The organism is Pseudomonas sp. CH61 (assembly GCF_059429415.1).
Genome location: NZ_CM182098.1, coordinates 1,369,598 through 1,394,172, shown reverse-complemented (window position 1 = coordinate 1,394,172; position 24,575 = coordinate 1,369,598). Strand labels below are relative to the sequence as shown.

The following is a 24,575-nucleotide window of genomic DNA, read 5'->3' as shown; positions in this document are numbered from 1 at the left end:
CCGGGCGATTGCCCGGTTTTTTTATGCCCTGAAACCGCTCTTTGCAGGAGCTGCCGAAGGCTGCGATCTGTTGATCTTCAAGAGCAAAAGATCGCAGCCTTCGGCAGCTCCTGCAGGGGATGTGTTTAATGTGACAAGGCTGTGCGCAGGCTTTGGGTGAGTTGGGTGTAGACGTTATCGATGTCCGGCACCACGCTCTGCAGACGCAGAAAGTCGTGAATCAAACCGCTGTACTCGATCAGTTCCACGGTGACGCCCTGCTCTTGCAGACGCCGGGCATAGGCGCGGCCTTCATCCAGTAACGGATCGTGACCGGCCAGGGCAATCACCGCAGGGGCCATGCCTTGGTAATCCGTTGCCAGCAACGGCGAGAAGCGCCAGTCGAGACGATCCGCCGCGTCGTTGGCGTAGTGCCGGTAAAACCATTCCAGTGTCTCGCTTTCCAGCAGATAGCCTTCGCCGAACAGCTCGGTCGAGGGGCTGCTGGTCGAGGCGTCCGTTACCGGATAGCAGAGCAGTTGCAGACGAGGCGTAACGGCCAGAGAGGCGGGATCGCGCGCCGATTGCAGAGCCAATACTGTCGCCAGTGTCGCGCCGACGCTGTCGCCACCGAACGCCACGCGCGTGATGTCCAGACCTTCAGCCGCAGCGTGCTGCGCCAGCCACGCCAAGGCATCGGCCCCATCATTGAGCGGCGTTGGAAACTTGTGTTCCGGGGCTACGCGATAGCCCACCGACAACACCGCACACGGCGTCCGGGCGCAGAACTCGCGGCACACGCCATCGTGGGATTGCAGACTGCCGACCACATAACCGCCACCGTGGAAATACACCAGCACCGGCAGCGCCTCGGCCTGCGGATTGGCGGGACGGTACAGGCGCAATTCCAGGCCGGCACCGTCACGCGCTGTAAACGGCAGCGTCACGACACTGACATCCGCCGGCGCGCCCCAGCGCAACTGCTCCGTGGTGCGCTCGAAAGCCTCCCGGGCCTGAGCTGGCGTCGACAAATGAAACGGGCCGGGGCCATCGGCCTGGCTTTCTTCGGCCAGGTCGAGGAAGGCATTGAGTTCCGGATGCAGGGACATCGCAGGTTTCCTTATGAAATAGCCACAGACAAAAGAGGAGCCGCAAGGGCTCCTCTGTGTATAACGATGGATCAGGCCCAATACTTAGGCCGCTTGTGCGACACAGTGCTCGATCAGCGCCTCCAGTTCCGCCTGATACTCGCGCATCAGCTGTTCGACGGTCTCGGCGCGGTAACGGCGAGTGCTGTAAATACAGCGCAAAGCCAAGCGCCCGTCATACACCTGCCCCACCACTTCCAGCCAGTTACCCAATGCAGCGTGCGGGCTGTAGCAACTGCCGTAACTTTCTGCCGCCGGCACCAGCATGGCCTTGTCGTCGAAGCTCTGGTCAAACTGCCCGAGGTAGTTGAAGGTCACCCGTGCCTGCGGTGCCTGACTCAATGTTTCAGCCATTTGCCCGCCGCTCATGTGACGCAGCACGCCATAGCCCAGACCTTTGTTCGGCACCGCCGCCAATTGTCGCTGCACGGCACGCACCGAGGTGCCGATGTCGGTATTCTCGCCCGGTGTCAGACGCACCGGGAACATGCTGGTGAACCAGCCCAGACTGCGGCTCAGGTCGATGTCTTTGACCAGGTCCTCACGACCGTGGCCCTCAAGTTGAATCAGCACCGAAGACTGCTCACTCCAGCGGCACAACACCCGGCTCAACGCCGCTAGCAACACGTCGTTGATCTGCGTCTGATACACCGCCGGCACTTGCTTGAGCAGTTGCTGGGTGTGCTGCTCCGACAACCCCAAATGCGCCACCGACTGGTATTGCACCTGATTCTTGCCGCGCGGGTTATCGCACGGCAACTCGCTGCCGGGCTGGTCGATCTGCGCCAGCCACCAGGCTTTTTCCTCCGTCGGGTAATCCGCCGCATAGGCTTGCAAGCCTTCGGCCCAGGCGCGATAGCTGCTGGTGCGAATCGGCAGGTTCGGCGAGCCACCGGCGCTGTACGCCTCGTAAGCCACCTGCAAATCCTGCAACAGCAAACGCCACGATACCGTGTCGATCACCAGGTGATGAATGACCATCAGCACACGGATTTCGCCATCAGCCAAGGTCACGTGCGCCGTGCGCCACACCGGTCCGTTTTGCAGGTCGAGGCTGCGTTGCACTTGCTCGGCGTACAGTTCCAGCTCGGCTTCATCGGCCACTTCGTGCTGCCACAGCAGCGGTTCGCTGGCCCATTGCGCCTGCATGTCCGCCAGCGGTTGGTAATGCTGATAATGCCGCCCGCCGACATCGCTGAAGCGCAAGCGAAGTGCATCGTGTTGTTGCATCATCGCGCGCAGGGCCATTTCCAGCGCTGGCAGATTCAGCGCTTGCCGCGCACGCAACATCAACGCCTGGTTGTAGTGATGCGGCTCGCTCATGCGCTGATCGAACAGCCATTGCTGGATCGGAATCAGGTTGAACTGCCCTTCCGCCGCCACCTGCGTCACGTCTTCAACCACGCTCGCCACAGCGCTCGAACGCTGTTCGAAAATCGCTTCGATGGTCTGCCCACGCATCAGGTCGCGCAGTTTCAGATCCAGCTTCAACTCCGCGTGGTTACGCACCCGCGAAACCACTTGCAGGCTGAGAATCGAGTCGCCACCCAGTTCGAAGAAGTTGTCGGTAATGCCCACGCGCTCGACTTGCAACACATCGGCCCAGACCTCGGCCAGCAGTTGCTCGTCACGGGTGCGCCCCGGCACATACTCCGCGCCTTTGAACTCGGGTTCCGGCAAGGCCTGGCGATCGAGTTTGCCGTTCGGCGTGACCGGTAACGCGGCAAGGCAGATCACCTGCGCCGGCACCATGTAATCGGGCAGTTGCGCACGCAACTCGGACTTCAGCCGATCACCGATGGCCACGCCCTCTGGCGTCACCACATAACCGATCAGTTGTTTGCCCGACGCACTGTCACGAGCGATCACCAAGGCATCGCTGACATCGGCGAGCTGACGCAGACTGGCTTCGATTTCGCCGAGTTCGATCCGGAACCCGCGCACCTTGATCTGATGGTCGATCCGCCCGACGTAATCGAGCACGCCGTCGGCACGCTGGCGCACCAGGTCACCGCTGCGATACAGACGCTCACCCGGCTGGCCGAACGGATCCGGCACGAAACGCTCGGCGCTCAGGTCCGGCCGCTGATAGTAACCACGGGCGATGCCCTGGCCGCCGATGTACAGTTCGCCGGCAATGCCCGGTGGCAGCGGATTGAGATCTTCGTCGAGCACGTACAGCGCACGCTCGCCGACAGCACGACCGATCGGCGCGTAAGCCGCTTCACAGCGCTCGCTGACCGGCACCTTCCACAGCATCGGCGTGACCACGGTTTCGGTCGGGCCATAACCGTTGGTGAAGAATTGCGGACGTAACGCGGCTTTCACTTGCTCGAAGGTTTGATCCGGCACCGCGTCGCCGCCAAAGCAATATACGCGCACCGGCGGTGGCGCCAATTGGCTGTGTGCGGCGTATTCGGCCAGTTGTTTCAGGTAGGCCGGTGGGAAACAGGCAATCGTGATGCCGTGCTGATGCAGGGCCTCGAAGGTCTGTTCCGGTGTCCACAGGCTGGCATCGCGGATCACCAGCGTGCCGCCGCTGAACAGCGTGCTCAGCCAGCGCTCGTGGGCACCGTCGAAGGCAAACGACATGAAATGCAGCTCACGGCTGTGCTCGTCCATGTCGTACAGCTCGGCGATCGCCTGGCAATGCATGCTCATCGGCCCGTGCGCCACTGCGACGCCTTTCGGCCGCCCGGTCGAACCGGAGGTGTAGATCAGATAGGCGAGGTTGCCGGCGAGCAAGCCGCTGTGCGGAGCTGTGTCGCGGTAAGCGCTGTCGTCGAACTCATCGATAGCCAGCCGCGCCAGCCCTTCGACCACTGGCAAGCGCTCCTGCACCTGCGTGTGGGTGAGCAGCAGCGCCATCGCCGAATCTTCGATCATGAACGCCAGTCGCTCCGGCGGATAATCGATGTCCAGCGGCACATACGCCGAAGCGCTTTTCATCACCGCCAACAACGCCACGACCATCTCGACCGAACGTTCCAGCGCCACACCGATGACCACTTCCGGCCCGGCACCCAGTTCGATCAGACGATGAGCGAGACGGTTGGCGCGACGCTCCAGTTCGCCGTAGCTCAGCGTAGCGTCACCGCACACCAGTGCCGTGGCCTCTGGCCGCGACTGTGCATGGCGGGCAATCAACTCAGGCAGCAACTGCTCCTGATAGCTTGCGCCAGGCGCTGCGCTCCATTGTTCAAACGCTTGCCACTGTTGCGCGGACAAACGCTGCAGGTTGCCCAGACGCTCGCTCGGCGCGACGATCATGGCTTCAAGGGTGTCTTCCAGAGTGCGCCGGATCTGCTCCACCGCCTCCAGGCTGAAGGCATTGCGCAGGAACAGATATTCGATCGACAGCTGTTCGCCGAGATTGACCGCCAGGTCCATCGGGAAGTTGGTGACGTCATGATTGCGCGACTCGCCGAAGCTCAGACCACTGTCCTGCTGCTCGCCCAGACGTTCGTCGATCGGGTAGTTCTCGAAGACGATGATGCTGTCGAACAAGCCCTGCCCGCCGAGTCCCGACCAACGCTGAATGTCCGCCAGCGGTGCATGGGAAAACTCGCGAATATCGGTGTTGTAAGCCTGCAGTTGCTGCAGCCACTGGTCCAGCGGCTGCTCCGGGCGCAGGGTCTGAATCACCGGCAAGGTATTGATGAACAGGCCAAGAATATTGTCAGCGTTGGCCAAACCGGCCGGGCGCCCCGAAACGGTCGCGCCGAACACCACGGTGTTCTGCCCGGTAAAGCGTTGCAGCAGCAGCAACCACGCCCCCTGAATCAGGGTGTTCGGGGTGATTTGCAGAGCACGGCAAGCTTGCTGCAAACGCGCGGTTTGCGCCGCGTCCCAACGTGAATATATCGCCTCGTGCCCCGGCAGTTCCTCGACATGCCGCGGGAACATCGCCTGATTCAGCGACGTCGCCTGTTGCAGCGGCTCGAGGCGGTTGCGCCAGAAACCTTCCAGCGAACCCTGATCCTGGCGTTGCAGCCATTCGATGAACTCGCGATAGCGGCCATTGCGCCCCTGCACCTGGCCGTGGCTGTAGAACTGCATCACCTCGCCGAACAACCGCGAACTGCTCCAGCCGTCCATGAGGATGTGGTGGCAGGTCCAGATCATCTGGTAGCGATCGTCTTCCAGACGCAGCAGCAGGACGCGCTGCAACGGCGCCTGGCCGAGGTCGAAACCGGCCAGATAATCGGCGGTCGCCCGCTCGGTGACGGCCGCCTCGCTGATGTCTTTTGTACGCCAGTCTTCCACCGTCAGTTGCAATTCGACCTGACGATGGACGATCTGCACCGGGGTATTCGAGCCTTCCGGGAAGTGGAAACTGGTGCGCAGAATATCCTCGCGCCCGATCACATATTGCCACGCCCGGGCAAACCGTTCGGTGTCCAGACCGTGCACCGGCAGGCTGATCTGGTTGATGTACAAACCGGAACTGTCGTCGGCCAGGGTGTGGAACAGCATGCCGTCCTGCATCGGCGACAGCGGATAGATATCCTCCACTTGCGCCACCGGCACCGGCAGTCGATCCAGCTGCGGCTGGGTCAGACACGTCAATGGGAAGTCGGACGGTGTCAGGCCCAAATGTTCCTGCGTGCAGCAATGCTCGATCAATTGCTCCAGCGCCACCGCGTAGGCATCCGCCAGTTGCTGAATCACCGCTTCGTCGAAGACATCGCGGCTGAACGTCCAGTCCAGCGACAATTGCCCGTTGAACACCCGGCCATCGATGGTCAGCCAGTTGCTCAGGGCGACGTCGTCGCCGTGCCCGGCCCCGCTGCCCTCTTCACTCGGTACGAACAGCGCCTGCTCATCGAAACTCTGGTCGAACTGGCCGAGGTAGTTGAAAGTAATCCGCGCTTGCGGCAATTGCGCCAGACGTTGCTGAACAGCGTCCGCGCCGAGGTAGCGCAACACGCCATAACCCAGGCCTTTTTCCGGCACCGCGCGCAGTTGTTCCTTGATGCGTTTGATCGCCTCGGCCGGTTGTTTCGCCGGGGTCAGCAGCACCGGGAACAGGCTGGTGAACCAACCCACCGTGCGGCTCAGGTCGACGCCGTCGAACAGTTCTTCGCGACCATGACCCTCGAGCTGCACGAGGCACGCCGGTTGCGCAGTCCACTGGCAGATCACCTGCGCCAGAGCGCTGAGCAACAGGTCATTGACCTGCGTGCGGTACGCCGACGGCGCCTGCTTGAGCAGACGATGGGTCTGTTCGGCATCCAGCCGCGTGTTGACCGAACGGCCATGCACCGACGCCTGACTGCCCTCGGGACGACTGCGCGGCAACTCCGGCAAGGCCTGATCGAGTTGACGACTCCAGTAGTCGAGTTCCTTGTTCAGCGTTGCGCTGTGCGCATAGGCCTGCAACTGCTCGGCCCAGGCTTTGAACGCGGTGGATTTCGCCGGCAGCGCCACCGGCTGGTTTGAATTCAATTGACGATAGGCGGTTTGCAAATCTTCCAGCAACACTCGCCACGACACGCCGTCCATCACCAAATGGTGAATCGCCAGGTGCAGACGCTCGCTGCCGTCCTGCACGGCAATCAATGTGCAGCGCAACAACGGGCCGTTTTGCAGATCGAGACTGCGTTGGGCCTCATCGGCGATGGCGACAATTTCGTCAGCGCCCTCGGCTGAGCGTTGCCAGATTTCCAGCGCTTGCTCGGCCGGTGCTTGATGGCTGGCCTGCCAAGCGCCATTGCTCGCCTGCACAAAACGCAGACGCAAGGCATCGTGATGCGCCACGACATGCGCCAGCGCCTGCTGCAAGTGTGCGACGTTCAGCGCTTCGCGCGGCGTCAGCATGACCGACTGGTTCCAGTGCTCGCGGTGCGGGATGTCGCTGGCGAAGAACCATTGCTGCATCGGCACCAGCGGACTGTCGCCGGTGACCGGGCCTTGATCGATCAACGCTTCCTCGGCGGCCGTGGCCACGCGGGCCAGCGCTTGAATGTTCTGATGCAGAAACAGGTCTTTCGGGGTCAGGCCAATGCCCTGCTGACGCGCGCGGCTGACCACTTGAATCGAGTTGATCGAGTCGCCACCGAGGGCGAAGAAATTGTCCGCCGTACCCACCTGAGCCACGCCGAGCACCGCTTGCCAGATCTGCGCCAGCGCTGTTTCGATCGCATTGACCGGCGCGACAAAATCTTGCTGGGCTTCGGCCACATCAGGCGCTGGCAATGCCTTGCGGTCGAGCTTGCCGTTGGGGCTCAGCGGCATGCTCTGCAGCAGGGTCAAGTGCGCAGGCACCATGTGCTCCGGCAAGGTCTGGCGCAAATGCGCCTGCAGGGTCTCACGCATCGATGGCCAATCCGTCGCGTCGATCTCCGTGGCGACGACATAACCACTGAGGACTTTGCCGCTGCGGCTGTCCTGCGCGACGACCACCGCTTCACGCACGGCGTCGTGCTCCAGCAGACGCGCTTCGATCTCACCCAGCTCGATGCGGAAACCACGGATTTTCACCTGATGGTCGATGCGACCGATGTAATCGATCACACCGTTCGGGCGATAGCGCGCCAGATCGCCGGTGCGATACAGGCGCTCGCCGGCCACGAACGGACTGGCGACAAAGCGTTCGGCGGTCAATTCCGGGCGACGGTGGTAGCCGCGCGCCAGGCCTTGGCCGCTGAGGTACAGCTCGCCATTGACGCCGCTCGGCACCGGGTTGAGTTCGGCGTCGAGAATGTAGGTCATCAGGTTGGCAATCGGCTCGCCGATCGGCACCGTATCGCGACCTTCGTCGCGGCAGGTCCAATGGGTCACGTCGATCGCCGCTTCGGTCGGGCCGTAGAGGTTGTACAAACCGGCATTCGGCAACTTGGCGAAGACCTGTTGCTGCGCATCGATCGGCAACGCTTCACCGCTGCAGACAATGCGGGTCAGGCTGGTGCAGCGGCTGACATTGGCATCCAGCACAAACGCTTGCAGCATCGACGGCACGAAATGCAGGGTAGTGATCGCTTCGCGCTCGATCAGGCTGACCAGTTTCGCCGGATCACGATGGTCGCCCGGTGCCGCGACGACCAGACGTACGCCGGTCATCAGGGGCCAGAAGAATTCCCACACCGACACGTCAAAACTGAACGGGGTCTTTTGCAGCACGCTGTCAGCGCCGCGCAGCTCATAAGCCTGCTGCATCCAGCACAAACGGTTGGTCAGCGCGCCGTGGCTGTTGCCGGCGCCTTTCGGCTTGCCGGTGGAGCCAGAGGTGTAAATCACGTACGCGAGGTTTTGTGCGCTCAGCGCCAGCGTCGGATTGCTCGACTCGGCGTCCCCCAGCCACGCGTCATCGGCGTCGAGTAGCAGCGTCTGCACATGCTCTGGAATCGGCAAGGTCTCGACCAGCGCCTGTTGCGTCAGCAACCATTGGATGCCGCTGTCATCGATCATGTACGCCAGACGTTCGGTCGGGTACTCCGGATCCAGCGGCACGTAAGCGCCACCGGCCTTGAGAGTGGCCAGCAAGCCGACGACCATTTCCAGACTGCGGTGCACCGAGATGCCCACCAGCACATCCGGGCCAATGCCCCGTGCGATCAAGGCATGGGCCAAACGGTTGGCCCGCTCGTTCAGCTCACGGTAGGTCAGCGACTGCCCTTCGAACGTCAACGCCACCGCGTGCGGAGCACGCTCGACCTGCGCTTCGATCAGATGATGCACCGGCTGCTGATTCGGGTAGTCGGCAAACGTGTGGTTCCAGTCTTCGACGATCACTCGGCGCTGCGCCGCGTCGAGCATCGGCAGTTCGCCAATGCGTCGGGTCGGCTGCGCGACGATCGCGCGCAACAGATTGAGGAAATGCTCGCCGAGACGAGCGATAGTCGAAGGTTCGAACAGATCGCTGGCATACGACAGCGCCGCACTGATGCCTTCATCGAACTCGAAGGTGTCCAGCGTCAGGTCGAACTGCGCGGTGCCGGCGTCCCAAGTCAGCTCTTCCAGGCTCAGGCCGGGCAACGCCGAAACGGCGCGGCGCGCATCGCTGGCGTGGTTGAACATCACCTGGAACAACGGCGTATGGCTGAGGTTGCGAGCGGGTGCGAGCAATTCCACCAGTTGTTCAAACGGCAGGTCCTGATGCGCCTGCGCACCCAAAGCGTGCTGTTTGACCTGATCAAGCAACTGGTCGAAACGCAGGTTGCCGTCGATGTCAGCCTTGAGCACTTGCGTGTTGACGAAGAAGCCCAGCAGGCGCTCGGTTTCCACGCGATTGCGGTTGGCGATCGGCACGCCGACGCGAATATCGTTTTGCCCGGTGTAGCGATGCAACAGGGTCTGGAACCCCGCCAACAACAGCATGAACAACGTGGTGTTGCGCTCTTTGGCCAGACGCTTGAGACCTTCCGCCAGCGCCGGTTCCAGGCTGATCGGCAGGCGCGCGCCGCGATAGCTTTGTTGCGCCGGACGCGGATGATCGGTGGCCAGTTCGAGAATCGGCTGTTCGCCGCCCAACTGCGCCGTCCAGTAATCCAGTTGCCGTTGCTGCTCCCCCGCCTCCAGCCATTGCCGTTGCCAGTGGCCATAGTCGGCGTACTGGATCGGCAACGGTGCCAGTGCAGCCGGTTGACCCTGACTGAAACCGGCGTACAGCTGCATCAGGTCATCGACCATGATTTGCATCGACCAGGCATCGGAGACGATGTGGTGCTGAGTCAGGATCAACACATGATCGTCAGCGGCCAATTGCAAGAGTTTGACCCGCAACAGCGGCCCACGCTGCAAATCGAAAAGTTGCCGGGTTTCGGCTTCGATCAAGCTGCGCAGGGCTGGCGCGTCGAGCGCGGCGTCGACCGATGTCATCGCAATGGTGACGGGGGCAGCAGCCTCAATGACTTGCACTGGACGTTCGTTGTCCAGCACGAAGCGGGTACGCAAACTTTCGTGACGTTCCACCAGCGCATCGAAACTCTGTTGCAGCGCCGCTTGATCCAGCTCGCCGCGTAAACGCAGCGCCGCCGGAATGTGATAAGCGCTGCTGGTCGGGTCCAGTTGCCAGAGGAACCACTGACGCTGTTGCGCGTAAGACAAGGCCAGCGGCTGCTCGCGCGGAACGCGACTGATCGCCGGCTCCTGCTCGGCAGATGCCGGGTCCATCGCCTCGACAAACCCTTGCAGGCTGTTGTGGGCGAACAGCAAGCGCAGCGGCACCTGAATATCTAGTTGCTGACGAATGCGCGACACCACTTGCGTGGCCAGCAGCGAATGACCGCCCAGTTCGAAAAAGTTGTCGCTCAGACCAACGCGCTCGACCTTGAGGATTTGCGCCCAGATCGCGGCCACGGCCTGTTGCACCGGCGTCTCTGGTGCCACATAGGTTTTGCGCCATTGGCTGGCGTCGGGTTTGGGCAACTGTTTGCGATCGAGCTTGCCGTTCGGCGTCAGCGGGAAACGCGCCAGCAGCACCATGTGCGCCGGCACCATGTAATCCGGCAGATTGACCTTGAGGCGGGCATTGAGGCTGTCGCGCAAGCGGCTCTGTGCGTCGGCATCGAGTGTACTCAGATCAGCGCTCGGCACCACGTAAGCCACCAGCGCCTGACCACCCGGAGCATCCTGCGCCAGCACGGCCGCTTCGCGCACGGCGTCCTGTTCGAGCAGGCGCGCTTCGATCTCGCCCAATTCAATGCGGAAGCCACGGATTTTCACCTGATGGTCAATCCGGCCGAGGTATTCGATGATGCCGTCGGCACGCTGACGCGCAAGGTCGCCAGTGCGGTACAGACGCTCGCCCGTCGCGGAATAAGGGTGCGGCACAAACCGTTCGGCCGTCAGCGCCGGACGCTGGAAGTAACCGCGCGCCAGGCCTTCACCGCCGATCAGCAACTCGCCGGCCACGCCATAAGGCACCGGCAGCAAATCGGCGCCGACGATGTACAGCGTGGTGTTGTCGATCGGCCCTCCCAGCCAAGGTTGCGCATCTTGCGCGCGCAGCGGATGCAACGCCGACCAAATCGTGGTTTCGGTCGGCCCGTAGAGGTTCCACACTTCACCGCCGAGGGCGAGCATGCGCACCGCCAGTTCCTGAGGCAGCGCTTCGCCGCCGCACAGGCACTTGCAACCGCGCAGCTGTGCGGCGTTTTCGTTGTCGAGCAGCATGCGCCAGGTCGACGGCGTCGCCTGCACCACGTTGACCTGCTCGGCAGTCATCAGCGCCAGTACCGCGTACGGATCCTGCGCGACCTCCTGACCGGTCAGGACAATGCACGCACCGACCATCAGCGGAACGTAGATTTCCAGGCCAAAAATATCGAATGAGAACGTGGTCAGCGACAGCGCACGATCCTGCGCGACCATGCCCGGGGCCTTGGCCATGCTGGCGACGAAATTGGTCAACGCCGCGTGGCGAACCATCACCCCTTTCGGCTGGCCGGTCGAGCCGGAGGTATAGATCGCGTAGGCCAGATGTTCGGCATGCAGACGTGTCGGCAGATCCTCGCAGGCAAAGCCGTCGAGCCAATCGCCCTCCTGATCCAGCACCAGCGTGGTGACCGTGGCCGGGACGGGCAACTGGCTGAGCAGCGAGCTTTGCGTCAGCAGCAAATCGATGCCGCTGTCGTCGATCATGTACGCCAGACGATCCTGCGGGAATGCCGGATCCAGCGGCAGATAGGCGCCGCCCGCCTTGAGGATCGCCAGCAGGCCCACCAGCATGTGCGTGCTGCGCTCGACCGAAATACCGACCAGCACATCTGCCGCGACACCGAGGGTTTGCAGCTTGCGCGCCAACTGATTGGCCCGGGCATTGAGCTGGCCGTAGCTCAAGCGCTGGCCATCGATCACCAGCGCCGGGGCATCGGGAGTGCGCGCCGCTTGTGCTTCGAACAGTTGATGAACGAAGCCCTTTTCAGGTGCCGGCACGACGCTGCGGTTGCCGTCGTTGAGCTGCGCTTGATGTTCGGCGGCGCTCAGCAGCGGCAGTTCGCCGATGGACTGCGCAGGATTGGTGACAATCCCGCGCAGCAGGTTCTGCCAATGCCCGGCCATGCGCGCAACGGTGTCGGCGCCAAACAGATCAGTGGCGTAGATCAACGCCGCCGACAGGCCATCGCTGTGCTCGACGGTTTCCAGGGTTAGATCGAACTGCGCGCTGTGGCTGTCCCAACGCAAGCCCTCGACTTTCAAACCGCCCACCGGCGCCGCAGTCGACAAGCCTTGGGTCTGGTGATTGAACATCACCTGGAACAGCGGACTGTGACTGAGGTTGCGCTCGGGTTGCAGCGCTTCGACCAATTGCTCGAATGGCAGATCCTGATGCGCCTGCGCGCCCAGCGCAGTCTGCTTGACCTGTTGCAGCAACGCGCTGAACGCGTCCTGACTGTCGACCTCGCTCTTGAGCACTTGGGTGTTGACGAAAAAGCCGATCAGGCGCTCGGTTTCCACGCGGTTGCGGTTGGCCGTCGGCACGCCGACGCGGATGTCGTTCTGACCGCTGTAGCGATGCAGCAAGGCCTGGAACGAAGCCAGCAGGATCATGAACAGACTGACCCCTTCGCGCTGCGCCATCTGCTTGAGGCCACTGGCCAACGCGGCGTCGATATCCAGTTCCAGACGTGCACCGCGATAACTCATGACCGCCGGGCGGGCAAAATCGCTCGGCAATTCGAGTACCGGTTGCTGACCGCCGAGGCGCGCGACCCAGTATTCAAGTTGACGCTCACGCTCGCCCGCTTCCATCCAGTGGCGCTGCCAGATCGCATAGTCGGCGTACTGGATCGGCAATTCGGGCAACAGCGGCGCCTGGCCTTGAATGAACGCGGCGTAACCTTTGACCAGTTCCTCGACCATCACCTGCATCGACCAGCCATCGGAGACGATGTGGTGCAAGGTCACGATCAGCACATGATCGTCTGGCGCCAGTTGCAACAGGCGTGTGCGCAGCAGTGGCCCTTGTTGCAGGTCGAACAGTTGCCGGGTTTCTTCTTCGATCAAGTGGCGCAGTTGCGTGTCGTCCGGCATCTGCGCCAGCACTTGCGCTTGCAGCTGCACCGGCGTAACCGCGTGGACTTGCTGCACGGCGTGCTCGCCGTGCAGCACGAAAGTAGTGCGCAGACTGTCGTGGCGCGCCACCAGCGCATGGAAACTTTTCTCCAGCGCAGCGACGTCCAGCGGCCCGCGCAGACGCAGGGCCGTGGGCATGTGGTACGCCGCGCTTTCCGGATCCAGCTGCCACAGGAACCATTGGCGTTCCTGGGCGAAAGACAACGACAAGGTGTCGAACTCGGCACTGACAGGCGGAATCGGCAGGTTCGCCGGGGAAACGTCCTCTTCGAGCATCTTCTGCAAGTACAAGCGACGTTTTTCCAGCGGCAGCGTTATGAAGCGCCTGGCAATACGTTGTGCGACAGCGGTGTCCATCAAACCTCCTCAAATTCATCAAGCAGCGCTTCAAGCTTGCTCAATTTCGACGTGCTCATTTGCTCGCCGGACTGCTCGAGTTGCGCGACAAACGCACCCAGCACCGGGAATTGGAATATCAGTTGCGGCGTCAGCTTCAGGCCCAGTTCGAGTTGCAGGCGCGAGACCACGTTGACCACCAGCAGCGAGTGCCCGCCGAGTTCGAAGAAGTCGTCAGCCAGCCCGACCTGCTCGATTTTCAGCACGTCCTGCCAGATCGCTGCGACCTTGCATTCCAGCTCGCTTTGCGGCGCCAGATAGACCGACTGATGGGCGCGGGTGTCCGGCGCCGGCAAGGCCTTGCGATCGAGTTTGCCGTTAGGCGTCAGCGGCAATTGGTCAAGGAAGACCAGGTGGGTCGGCACCATGAAGTCCGACACCTGCCGGGCCAATTGCGCCTTGAGTTGTTCTGCTAGAGATGTCGGATCGAGGCTGTGGTCGTGGCTGACCAGATACGCAACAAGATTCGGCCCGCTCAGCTCTTCCCGCGCCAGCACCACCGCCTCACGAACCTCGGGCAATGCTTGCAGGCGTGCTTCGATTTCACCCAGTTCGATGCGCAGACCGCGGATTTTCACTTGATGGTCGATGCGGCCGATGTACTCGATCACGCCGTCCTCGGCATAGCGCGCCAGGTCGCCGGTGCGGTACAGACGACCTCCGAAACCGGCGAATGGATCAGGAATAAAGCGTTCGGCGGTCAGCGCGCCGCGCTGGTGATAACCACGGGCCAGCGAGTCACCGGCGATGTACAACTCGCCAGTGGCACCAATGGCGCAAGGTTGCAGCGCTGCGTCCAGCACATAGGTGCGGACATTGTTGATCGGACGACCGATCGGCATGATTCGCGCATCATCTTCAACCGTGCGCGGTACGGCGTGGCTGCTGGTGTCGATGGTCGCTTCGGTCGGGCCGTAGAGATTGCGCAACTCGCCGTCGAACAGCGCCAGCACTTGACGCGAAAGGTGCGCACTCAGGGCCTCGCCACCGCACAGCAACAGGCGCAGCGAGGCCAGTTGTTCACGCGTCGCCAGCGGCAACAATGCTTGCAACAGCGACGGCGCCATTTGCAGCACGCTGATACGCAGGCGTGCGACGTCGGCCCACAGCGTGGTCAGGTCGAGATTGAATTGTGCCGAGGCCAGCACCAGTTGCGCACCGTTCATCAGCGGTAGCCAGAATTCCCAGACCGACGCATCGAAGCTGATCGCGGTTTTTTGCAGGACGCGATCCGCCGGCGTCAGTTGCAGGCATTCCTGCATCCACTGCATGTGGTTGCTCAAGCCGCCATGACGCAAGGTCACGCCCTTCGGCTTGCCGGTGGAGCCGGAGGTGTAGATCACGTAGGCGAGGTTCTGCTCATCGATCAGCACCTGCGGATCGCGCTCGCTGTAAGCGTCCAGCCAATGCGCTGGCTGATCGAGCAACAGCGTGGTCACCGCGACATCGGCAAAACGTGGTTGCAAGCTGGTTTCAGTCAGCAGCAAGGCAATGCCGCTGTCCTCGACCATGTAGGTCAGACGATCTTGTGGATACGCCGGATCCAGCGGCACGTAAGCGCCGCCAGCCTTGAGGATCGCCAGCAGGCCAACCACCATCTGTACGCTGCGCGACATCGCCAGACCGACCAGAACGTCAGGGCCGACGCCGCGCTCGATCAAGGCATGGGCCAAACGGTTGGCCTGGGCATTGAGTTGCGCATACGTCAGCGTGGCCTGCTCGGTCACCAGCGCCACGGCGTCCGGGGTCAGGCGTGCCTGCGCTTCGATGCATTGCTGCACCTGACGGCGCTCGGAGGTTTCGACGGCCGTAGCGTTCCAGTCGCGCAACAACAGCGTGCGCGTGACATCGCCCAGCAAGTCGATCTCGCCGAGGCTGCGGCCGGCCGGCGCGCTCACCATCTGCGCGAGCACGTGTGCCACCTGTTCAGCCAGGCGCTCGACGGTGTGTGTAGGGAAAGCAGCGTGGGCATAAGTAAAGTGCAGACTCAGGGTGTCATTGTGATTAACGGCCAGGGTCAACGGGAAATTAGTCTGTTCCTGATTGTCCACGGTGCCGAAGCTCAACCCTGACGGTGCCTGCGCTTGCAGCGCGTCCGACAACGGGTAGTTTTCGAACACCAGCAAGGTGTCGAACAAGCCCTCACCACCCTGCCCGGCCCAGCGCTGAATCTCGAACAGCGGCGTGTGCTCGTGCTCGCGCAGGGCGACGTTTTGCGCCTGTACCTGTTGCAACAGCGCCGACACTGACTGCTCCGGACGTGGGCTGGCGATGACCGGCAAGGTGTTGATGAACAGGCCGATCTGTTGCTCGATGCCTTTGAGCTCGGTCGGGCGTCCCGAGACCGTGGCACCGAAGGCCACGGTGGCATGCCCGGTGTAGTGCTGCAGCAGCATCAGCCAGGCAGCCTGGATGACGGTGTTGAGGGTGACTTTCTGCGTACGGGCAAACTCGCTCAGGGCTTGGGTCTGCGCTGTGTCCAACCAGTGATCGTGACTGGCATGGCTGCTGGCGAACGCCGCTTCGTCAACGTCGAAACGGGTTTCGGCGAGACGGGTCGGCGCCTCGAACGAACGCAGTTGCTCCAGCCAGAACGCTTCACTGACCTTGGCATCGCGCCCTTGCAGCCAACTGATGTAGTCGCGGTAGCGCCCGGCCTGATGCGGCAAGGTCTGGCCGTCATAACGCTGCAGCACTTCGCCGAGCAACTGCGAATTGCTCCAGCCATCCATCAGGATGTGGTGATGGGTGTAGATCAGGTGATAACGCTGCGCGCCGGTCTGCACCAGCACCAGACGCAACAACGGTGCGCAGGCCAGATCAAAGCCCTGCGCCAGTTCTGCCGAAGCCAAGTCAGCGAGTGCTGACGTGACATCGGCGCGAGCGCTCCAGTCCAGCGACGTGAATGGCACACGCACTTGCTTGTGCACCACTTGCAGCGGACGCTCACTGCCTTGCCAGACAAAGCTGCTGCGCAGAATGTCGTGGGCATCGACGGCGGCCTGCCAGGCATTTTCGAAACGCTGTGGATCGAGGCCTTCGATGTCCAGGCACATTTGATTGATGTAATGCCCGCTGCCGTTTTCATAGAGGCTGTGGAACAGCATGCCCTGCTGCATCGGCGCCAATGGATAAATGTCGTCTACCGCGCGCGCCGGCAGTGCCAGACCATCAAGCTGCGCCTGAGTGAAGTCGGCCAGCGGGAAGTCCGACGGCGTCATGCCCTGATTGCTCGGGTCGCAGCAATGCGCGATCAGCAGCGCCAACTCAGCGGCGTAGTCATCGGCCAGTTGCTGGATCAGCGCCGGATCGAATTGCTGGCGACTGAACGTCCAGCCCAGATTCAACGCGCCGTCGAACACCTGACCATTGAGGGTCAGCCAGTTGCCGAGCGTGGTCAGTGGGCTCTGCTCATCGCCGGCGCCTTCGCTGGCAGGGCTGAACAACGCGCCCTGCGCTTCATCGAAACTGCCGTCGAACTGGCCCAGGTAGTTGAAGGTGATGCGCGGTGGCGGCAGTGCCTGCAACGCTGCGCGGGTGGCGTCGTCTCCGAGGAAGCGCAGCGCAGCAAAACCGACACCTTTGTCGGGAATTGCGCGCAAGCCCTGCTTGATCGACTTGATCGAATCGGCAAGGTCAGCCGCCGGGGTCAATTTCACCGGAAACAGACTGGTGAACCAGCCCACAGTGCGGGTCAGGTCGATATTGGCGAACAACTCTTCGCGGCCATGACCTTCCAGCTCGATCAAGGTGCTGGCGTGCCCGCTCCAGCGGCAAATCACCCGCGCCAGCGCGGTCAGCAACAGATCGTTGACCTGCGTGCGATACGCCGCCGGGGCTTCTTGCAGCAGTTGTCGGGTCAGTTGCTTGTCCAGTCGCGTATCGACCGTGACGGCCTGACTGTTGAGCGCACTGGCTTGTGGATCGAGGCACGGCAGGTCGCCCTGCACATCGCTCAACTGCGCCTGCCAGTAAGCCAATTGTTCCTGCAGTTCGGCGCTGCGGGCGTGGGCCTGCAACTGTTCGGCGAAGGCTTTGACCGAACTGGTCTTGGCCGGCAGTTGCAAGGCCTGCCCGGCGTGCAATTGGTTGTAAGCGGTTTGCAGATCGTCGAACAGAATCCGCCACGACACGCCGTCCACCGCCAAGTGATGGATCACCAGCAACAGCCGTTGAGTGCCATCGGCAAGGTTCGCCAACACCCCGCGCAACAACGGCCCGGCTTGCAGATCGAGACTGCGCTGGGCCTGATTGGCCAGGGTTTCCAGCGCCGCTGCATCGGCGACTTCGCGCACCCACAGCAGGTTTTCCGACGCCGCTTGACGGTACTCGGCGCGCCAGCCTTCAGCGCTTTCGCTGAACGACAGACGCAAGGCATCGTGATGCTGCACCAGTGCCTGCAAGGCTTGTTCGACAAGCTCGGCTTGCAACGGGCCGGCCGGTTTCAGCAGCACCGACTGGTTGTAGTGGTGACGCTCGGGAATCGCCTCAGCGAAAAACGCTTGCTGGATCGGCAGCAACAACGCAGCACCCTGAACCGGGGCCTGATCGACCGTGTGTTCATCACTGCCGGTCTGCGCCACCGAAGCCAGCGCCTGCACGGTCTGGTGCTGGAACAGATCTTTCGGCGAGAAACGAATGCCCGCCGCGCGTGCACGACTGACCACCTGAATGGAGATGATCGAGTCGCCGCCGAGTTCGAAGAAGTTATCGGTCAGGCCAACGCGTTCGAGTTTGAGCACGTCCTGCCAGATCGCTGCGATCTGTTGTTCCAGTTCACTTTGCGGCGCCACATAATCCTGCTGAACCTGGCTGGCATCCGCTTGCGGCAGCGCTTTGCGGTCGAGTTTGCCGTTGGCGGTCAGTGGCCATTGTTCGAGGAACAACAGGTGCGTCGGCACCATGTAATCCGGCAGATCGGCTTTGAGTTGGGCTTTCAGTTGTTCGCGCAATTCGGCGTCGTTGTCGACGTGGTGCGCGGCAATCACGTAGCCGACCAGTTGCTGACCGCTCGGCCCGTCCTGCGCCAGCACCACGGCTTCGCGCACGGCATCGAGAGCATTCAGGCGTGCTTCGATTTCGCCGAGTTCGATACGGAACCCGCGGATTTTTACCTGATGGTCGATACGCCCGACGTACTCGATCACACCGTCGCTGCGGTATTGCGCGAGGTCGCCGGTGCGATACAGACGCGCGCCGCTCTCGCCGAACGGATCGGGAATAAAGCGCAGTGCGGTGAGGTCGCCACGGTTCAGATAACCGCGCGCCAGACCGGCACGGCCGACGTACAGCTCGCCGATGCAACCCTTGGCCACCGGGTTCAGTTCACCGTCGAGCACGTACCACGACAGGTCGGCAATCGGTTCGCCGATCGGGCTGTTGGCGTCCTGCTCAAGATCCGCCACCGACAACGGACGGTACGTCACGTGCACGGTGGTTTCGGTGATGCCGTACATGTTGATCAGTTGCGGGGCAGCATCGCCGAAACGTTCGAACCACGGACGCAGGGATTTCACGTCCAGCGCTTCACCGCCGAATACCAGGTAGCGCAAGGCATTCGCCCGCGTATCGGCGCAGGCCACGTGCATCAATTGCTTGAACGCCGATGGCGTCTGGTTGAGCACGGTGACCCCGGCGTCGCAGAGCAATTCATGGAATTCCTGCGGCGAACGGCTGACGTCGTACGGCACCACCAGCAATTCGCCACCGTGCAGCAACGCACCGAAAATCTCCCACACCGAGAAGTCGAAGGCGTAGGAATGGAACAGGCTCCAGACGTCCGTCGGGCCAAAACCGAACCACGGCTCGGTGGCTTCGAACAGGCGCAGGATGTTCTGATGCGGCAGCAACGTGCCTTTGGGTTTGCCGGTGGAACCGGAGGTGTAGATCACGTAGGCGAGGTTCGACGACGCCATCGTTACTTGCGGATCGGTGTCGGCAAACGCGCTGACATCGCTGTCCAGCAGCAAGGTCTGCACGCCGTCCGGCACCGGCAGTTGACCGGCCAGCGCAGCCTGGCTAAGCAGCAACTGAATGCCGCTGTCCTCGATCATGTAGGCCAGACGATCCTGCGGATACGTCGGGTCGAGCGGCACGTACGCACCGCCGGCCTTGAGGATCGCCAGCAGGCCGACGATCATTTCCACACCACGCTCTGCGGCCAGACCAACCAGCACGTCCGGGCCGACGCCGAGGCCGATCAGCTGATGGGCGCGGCGGTTGGCCTGACGATTGAGTTCGCCGTAGCTCAGGGTGTGCTCGTTGAAACGCACGGCGATTGCATCGGGACGCAGACGCGCCTGCTCGGCGATCAACTGGTGCGCGCAGGCTTCGCTCGGAAAGCTGCGCGGATTCGGGTTCCACTCGGTGATGTTCTGTTGCTGCTCGCTGGCGTCCAGCAACGGCAGTTCACCAATGCGGTGCTGCGGGTCGGCGACGATGCCGTGCAGCAGGTTCAGCCAGTGCCCGGCCATGCGCTGCACGGTGGCGGCGTCGAACAGATCGGTGGCATAGGTCAGCGCAGCGCTGAGTTGGCCGTCCGCTTCAAGGGTGTCGAGGGTCAGGTCGAACTGTGCGGTCTGGCTGTCCCAGTCCTGCGCTTCGATGACCAGCCCCGGCAACGCCGGCAAGGCCTGACGCCCGGCACTCTGGTGGTTGTACAACACCTGAAACAGCGGGCTATGGCTCAGGTTGCGTTCCGGACGCAGCGCCTCGACCAGTTGTTCGAACGGCAGATCCTGATGCGCCTCGGCACCGAGTGCGGCGTGTTTGACCTGCGCCAGCAGTGCACTGAAGCGCTGCTGTGGATCGACCTCGGCCTTGAGCACCTGAGTGTTGACGAAGAAGCCGATCAGGCCTTCGGTCTCGACCCGGTTACGGTTGGCAATCGGCACGCCGACGCGAATGTCCGACTGGTTGCTGTAGCGATGCAACAGGCTCTGGAACGAGGCCAGCAAGACCATGAACAGCGTGCTGCCCTCGCGCTGGGCCAGTTGCCGCAGTTGCTGGCTGAGCAGCGGCGGCAGGTCGATGGCCAGACGTGCGCCTGCAAAACTCTGCCGCGCCGGACGCGGACGGTCAGTCGGCAGTTCCAGCAACGGTTGCTCACCACCGAGTACGCCGGTCCAGTAATCGAGCTGGCGCTCGCGCTCGCCGGCCTCCATCCACTGACGTTGCCACAGCGCATAATCGGCGTACTGAATCGGCAACTCAGCCAACTCGACCGTTTGGCCCTGGCTATACGCGGCATAGCGCTGAATCAGTTCCTGCACCAGCAGTTGCATCGACCAGCCATCGGAGACGATGTGATGCTGGGTCAACACCAGCACATGTTCTTCGCGGGCGACTTGCAACAAACCGACGCGCAGCAGCGGGCCGTTTTGCAAATCGAACGGCTGGCTGATCTGACGCTGCACATACGCCTGAGTCTGCTCGGCAGCAGTGCCTGAAGTGCCGTCGAGAATGTCCGGCACCAGCAGCGGTGCCTGTTGCGCGTGAATCACCTGAAACGCTTGTTCATCGATCTGCACGAAGGTCGTACGCAGGCTCTCGTGACGCTGAATCAGCTCGGCAAAACTGCGTTGCAGCGCGTTCAGATCCAGCGCGCCGTGAATGCGCAGCGCCGCCGGAATGTGGTACGCCGCGCTCGCGGGCTCCATTTGCCAGAGGAACCACTGACGCTGCTGGGCAAACGACAACGGCAGTTGTGCTTTATCACGCGGCGCCCGAGGAATATCTGTTGGCTTGGCCACCTGGGTTTGTTCCAGCGCGGCAACGCAGGCTTTGAGGCTGGCGTTTTCGAACAATTGGCGCAGTTGCAGATTCAGCCCAAGGGTCTGGCGGATGCGCGAAACCATTTGCGTGGCCAACAGCGAATGGCCGCCGAGTTCGAAGAAGTTGTCGCTGAGGCCGACTCGCTCAAGTTTCAGCACGTCCTGCCAGATCGCCGCGATCTGCTGTTCCAGTTCACTTTGCGGCGCGACGTAATCCTGCTGAACCTGGCTGGCATCCGCTTGCGGCAGCGCTTTGCGGTCGAGTTTGCCGTTGGCGGTGAGTGGCCATTGTTCGAGGAACAACAGGTGCGTCGGCACCATGTAATCCGGCAGATTGGCTTTGAGTTGGGCTTTCAGTTGCTCGCGCAATTCGGCGTCGTTGTCGACGTGGTGCGCGGCAATCACGTAGCCGACCAGTTGCTGACCGCTCGGCCCGTCCTGCGCCAGCACCACCGCTTCGCGCACGGCGTCGAGGGCATTCAGGCGTGCTTCGATTTCGCCGAGTTCGATGCGAAAACCACGGATTTTCACCTGATGGTCGATACGCCCGACGTACTCGATCACACCGTCGCTGCGGTACTGCGCGAGGTCGCCAGTGCGGTACAGACGCGCGCCGCTCTCGCCGAACGGATCGGGAATAAAGCGCAGTGCGGTGAGGTCGCCACGGTTCAGATAACCGCGTGCCAGACCGGCACGGCCGACGTACAACTCGCCGATGCAGCCCTTGGCCACCGGGTTCAGTTCACCGTCGAGCACGTACCACGACAGGTCAGCGATTGGTTCGCCGATCGGGCTGTTGGCGTCCTGCTCAAGATCCGCCACCGACAACGGACGATACGTCACGTGCACGGTGGTTTCGGTGATGCCGTACATGTTGATCAGTTGTGGCGCCGAGTCACCGAAACGCTCGAACCACGGGCGCAGGGATTTCACATCCAGCGCTTCGCCGCCGAACACCACGTAACGCAAGGCATTCGCCCGCGTATCGGCGCAGGCCACGTGCATCAATTGCTTGAACGCCGATGGCGTCTGGTTGAGCACGGTGACCCCGGCGTCGCACAGCAGTTCGTGGAATTCCTGCGGCGAGCGGCTGACGTCGTACGGCACCACCAGCAATTCACCGCCGTGCAACAGCGCACCGAAAATCTCCCACACCGAGAAATCGAAGGCGTAGGAATGGAACAGGCTCCAGACGTCCGTCGGGCCGAAACCGAACCACGGCTCGGTGGCTTCGAACAGACGCAAAATATTCTGGTGCGGCAGCAAAGTGCCTTTAGGTTTGCCGGTCGAACCGGAGGTGTAGATCACGTAGGCGAGGTTCGACGACGCCATCGTTACTTGCGGATCGGTGTCGACGAAGGCGCTGACATCGCTGTCCAGCAGCAAGGTCTGCACGCCGTCCGGCACCGGCAGTTGACCGGCCAGCGCAGCCTGGCTCAGCAGCAACTGAATGCCGCTGTCCTCGATCATGTAGGCCAGACGATCCTGCGGATAAGCCGGGTCGAGCGGCACGTACGCACCGCCGGCCTTGAGGATTGCCAGCAGGCCGACGATCATTTCCACACCACGCTCGGCGGCCAGACCAACCAGCACGTCCGGGCCGACGCCGAGGGCGATCAACTGATGGGCGCGGCGGTTGGCCTGACGGTTGAGTTCGCCATAGCTCAGGGTTTGCTCGTTGAAACGTACGGCGATTGCATCGGGACGCAGACGCGCCTGCTCGGCGATCAACTGGTGCGCGCAGGCTTCGCTCGGGAAACTGCGTGGGTTCGGGTTCCATTGGGCGATGTTCTGTTGCTGCTCGATGGCGTCCAGCAACGGCAGTTCACCGATGCGGTGCTGCGGGTCGGCGACGATGCCGTGCAGCAGGTTCAGCCAATGCCCGGCCATGCGCTGCACGGTAGCGGCGTCGAACAGGTCGGTGGCGTAACTCAGGGTTGCCGCCAATGCGCCGTCAGCTTCGTGGGTGTCGAGGGTCAAATCAAACTGCGCGGTGTGCGAGCTCCAGTCGAGGCTTTCGACTTGCAGACCCGGCAGTTGCAGGGCCTGCGCCGTAGCGCCGCCCTGATGGTTGAACATCACCTGGAACAGCGGGCTGTGACTCAACTGCCGATCCGGTGCAAGGGCATGCACCAGTTGCTCAAACGGCAGATCCTGATGCGCCTGCGCGCCCAACGACGCCTGTTTGACCTGCGCCAGCAACTCCAGGAACGGCATGCCGCCCTGCACCTGAGCATTCAGCACCTGGGTGTTGACGAAGAAGCCAATCAGCCCTTCGGTTTCGACCCGATTACGGTTAGCCACCGGCACGCCGACGCGGATATCCGCCTGGCCGCTGTAGCGGTGCAACAAGGCCTGGAACGACGCCAGCAAGACCATGAACAGGGTCAGGCCCTCGCGCTGGGCCAACTGTTTCAAGCGTTCAGTCAGCTCGCTGCCAACGCGCAGATCCAGACGCGCACCGCGATAGCTTTGCGCTGCCGGGCGCGGACGATCCGTGGGCAATGGCAGAACTTCGCCGCCATCGCCCAGACGCTCGGTCCAGTACGCCAGTTGCCGCTCCAGCTCACCGGCCTCCATCCACTTGCGCTGCCAGATCGCGTAATCGGCGTACTGGATCGGCAAAGGCGCGAGGTTGGCTGGCTGACCACTGCTGTGCGCGGCGTAGAGTTTGACCAGATCATCGACCATGATCTGCGCCGAAGCACCGTCGCAAATAATGTGATGCTGGGTCAGCACCAACACATGATCATCCGGCGCGATTTGCAGCAGCTTGACCCGCAGCAGCGGGCCCTGTTGCAGGTCGAACAGCGTGGCGATTTCAGTGTCGATCAATGCCTTGAGGCCTGCATCGTCGAGCGGCGTGTCCAGCACCTGCGCGGTCAGCGCCAGGCTCAGTCGCGGCTGGACTACCTGAATCGGACCATCCGGGCCATCGACAAACACCGTGCGCAGCACTTCATGGCGTTCCAGCAAGGCATCGAAGCTGTGCTGCAACGCCGACAGATCAAGAGCACCGCGCAAACGCAACGCTGTCGGCACGTGGTAAGCCGCGCTGTGCGGATCAAGCTGCCAAAGGAACCACTGACGCTCCTGTGCGAACGACAGGCCAATGCTCTCGAACTCATCGCGCACCGGCGGAATCGGCAACGCCGCAAAGCTCATGTTCTTGCTCTGCATTTTTTGCAGAAACGCTTGCCGTTGGGCGAGCGGCAAACGGATGAATCGCTGAACCAGAGACAGGTTATCGAGCTGAGTCATT

3 protein-coding genes are annotated in these 24,575 nt (G+C 62.3%); all 3 read right to left on the bottom strand.

Translation table 11 applies throughout. From position 1 onward, the window contains the following. Positions 1-125: 125 nt before the first annotated feature. The gene (locus tag AC5SEM_RS06185) at positions 126-1,088 is read right to left on the bottom strand and encodes an alpha/beta hydrolase (RefSeq protein WP_495472392.1); all 963 of its coding nucleotides are present in this window, start codon (positions 1,086-1,088) and stop codon (positions 126-128) included. Positions 1,089-1,172: 84 nt separating this feature from the next. After that, complete coding sequence (locus AC5SEM_RS06180) at positions 1,173-13,502, bottom strand: non-ribosomal peptide synthase/polyketide synthase (RefSeq protein WP_495472391.1); 12,330 nt, start codon at positions 13,500-13,502, stop codon at positions 1,173-1,175. Continuing rightward, positions 13,502-24,574 (bottom strand): non-ribosomal peptide synthase/polyketide synthase, encoded by an 11,073-nt coding sequence (locus AC5SEM_RS06175; protein WP_495472390.1) that lies wholly within the window; start codon positions 24,572-24,574, stop codon positions 13,502-13,504. The genes AC5SEM_RS06180 and AC5SEM_RS06175 overlap by 1 nt, the downstream gene beginning before the upstream one ends. Position 24,575: the final 1 nt, after the last annotated feature.

Bases quoted from the DNA above. Each gene is read 5' to 3' on its own strand.
- AC5SEM_RS06185 (WP_495472392.1), bottom strand. From the start codon at position 1,088: ATGTCCCTGCATCCGGAACTCAATGCCTTCCTCGACCTGGCCGAAGAA.
- AC5SEM_RS06180 (WP_495472391.1), bottom strand. From the start codon at position 13,502: ATGGACACCGCTGTCGCACAACGTATTGCCAGGCGCTTCATAACGCTG.
- AC5SEM_RS06175 (WP_495472390.1), bottom strand. From the start codon at position 24,574: ATGACTCAGCTCGATAACCTGTCTCTGGTTCAGCGATTCATCCGTTTG.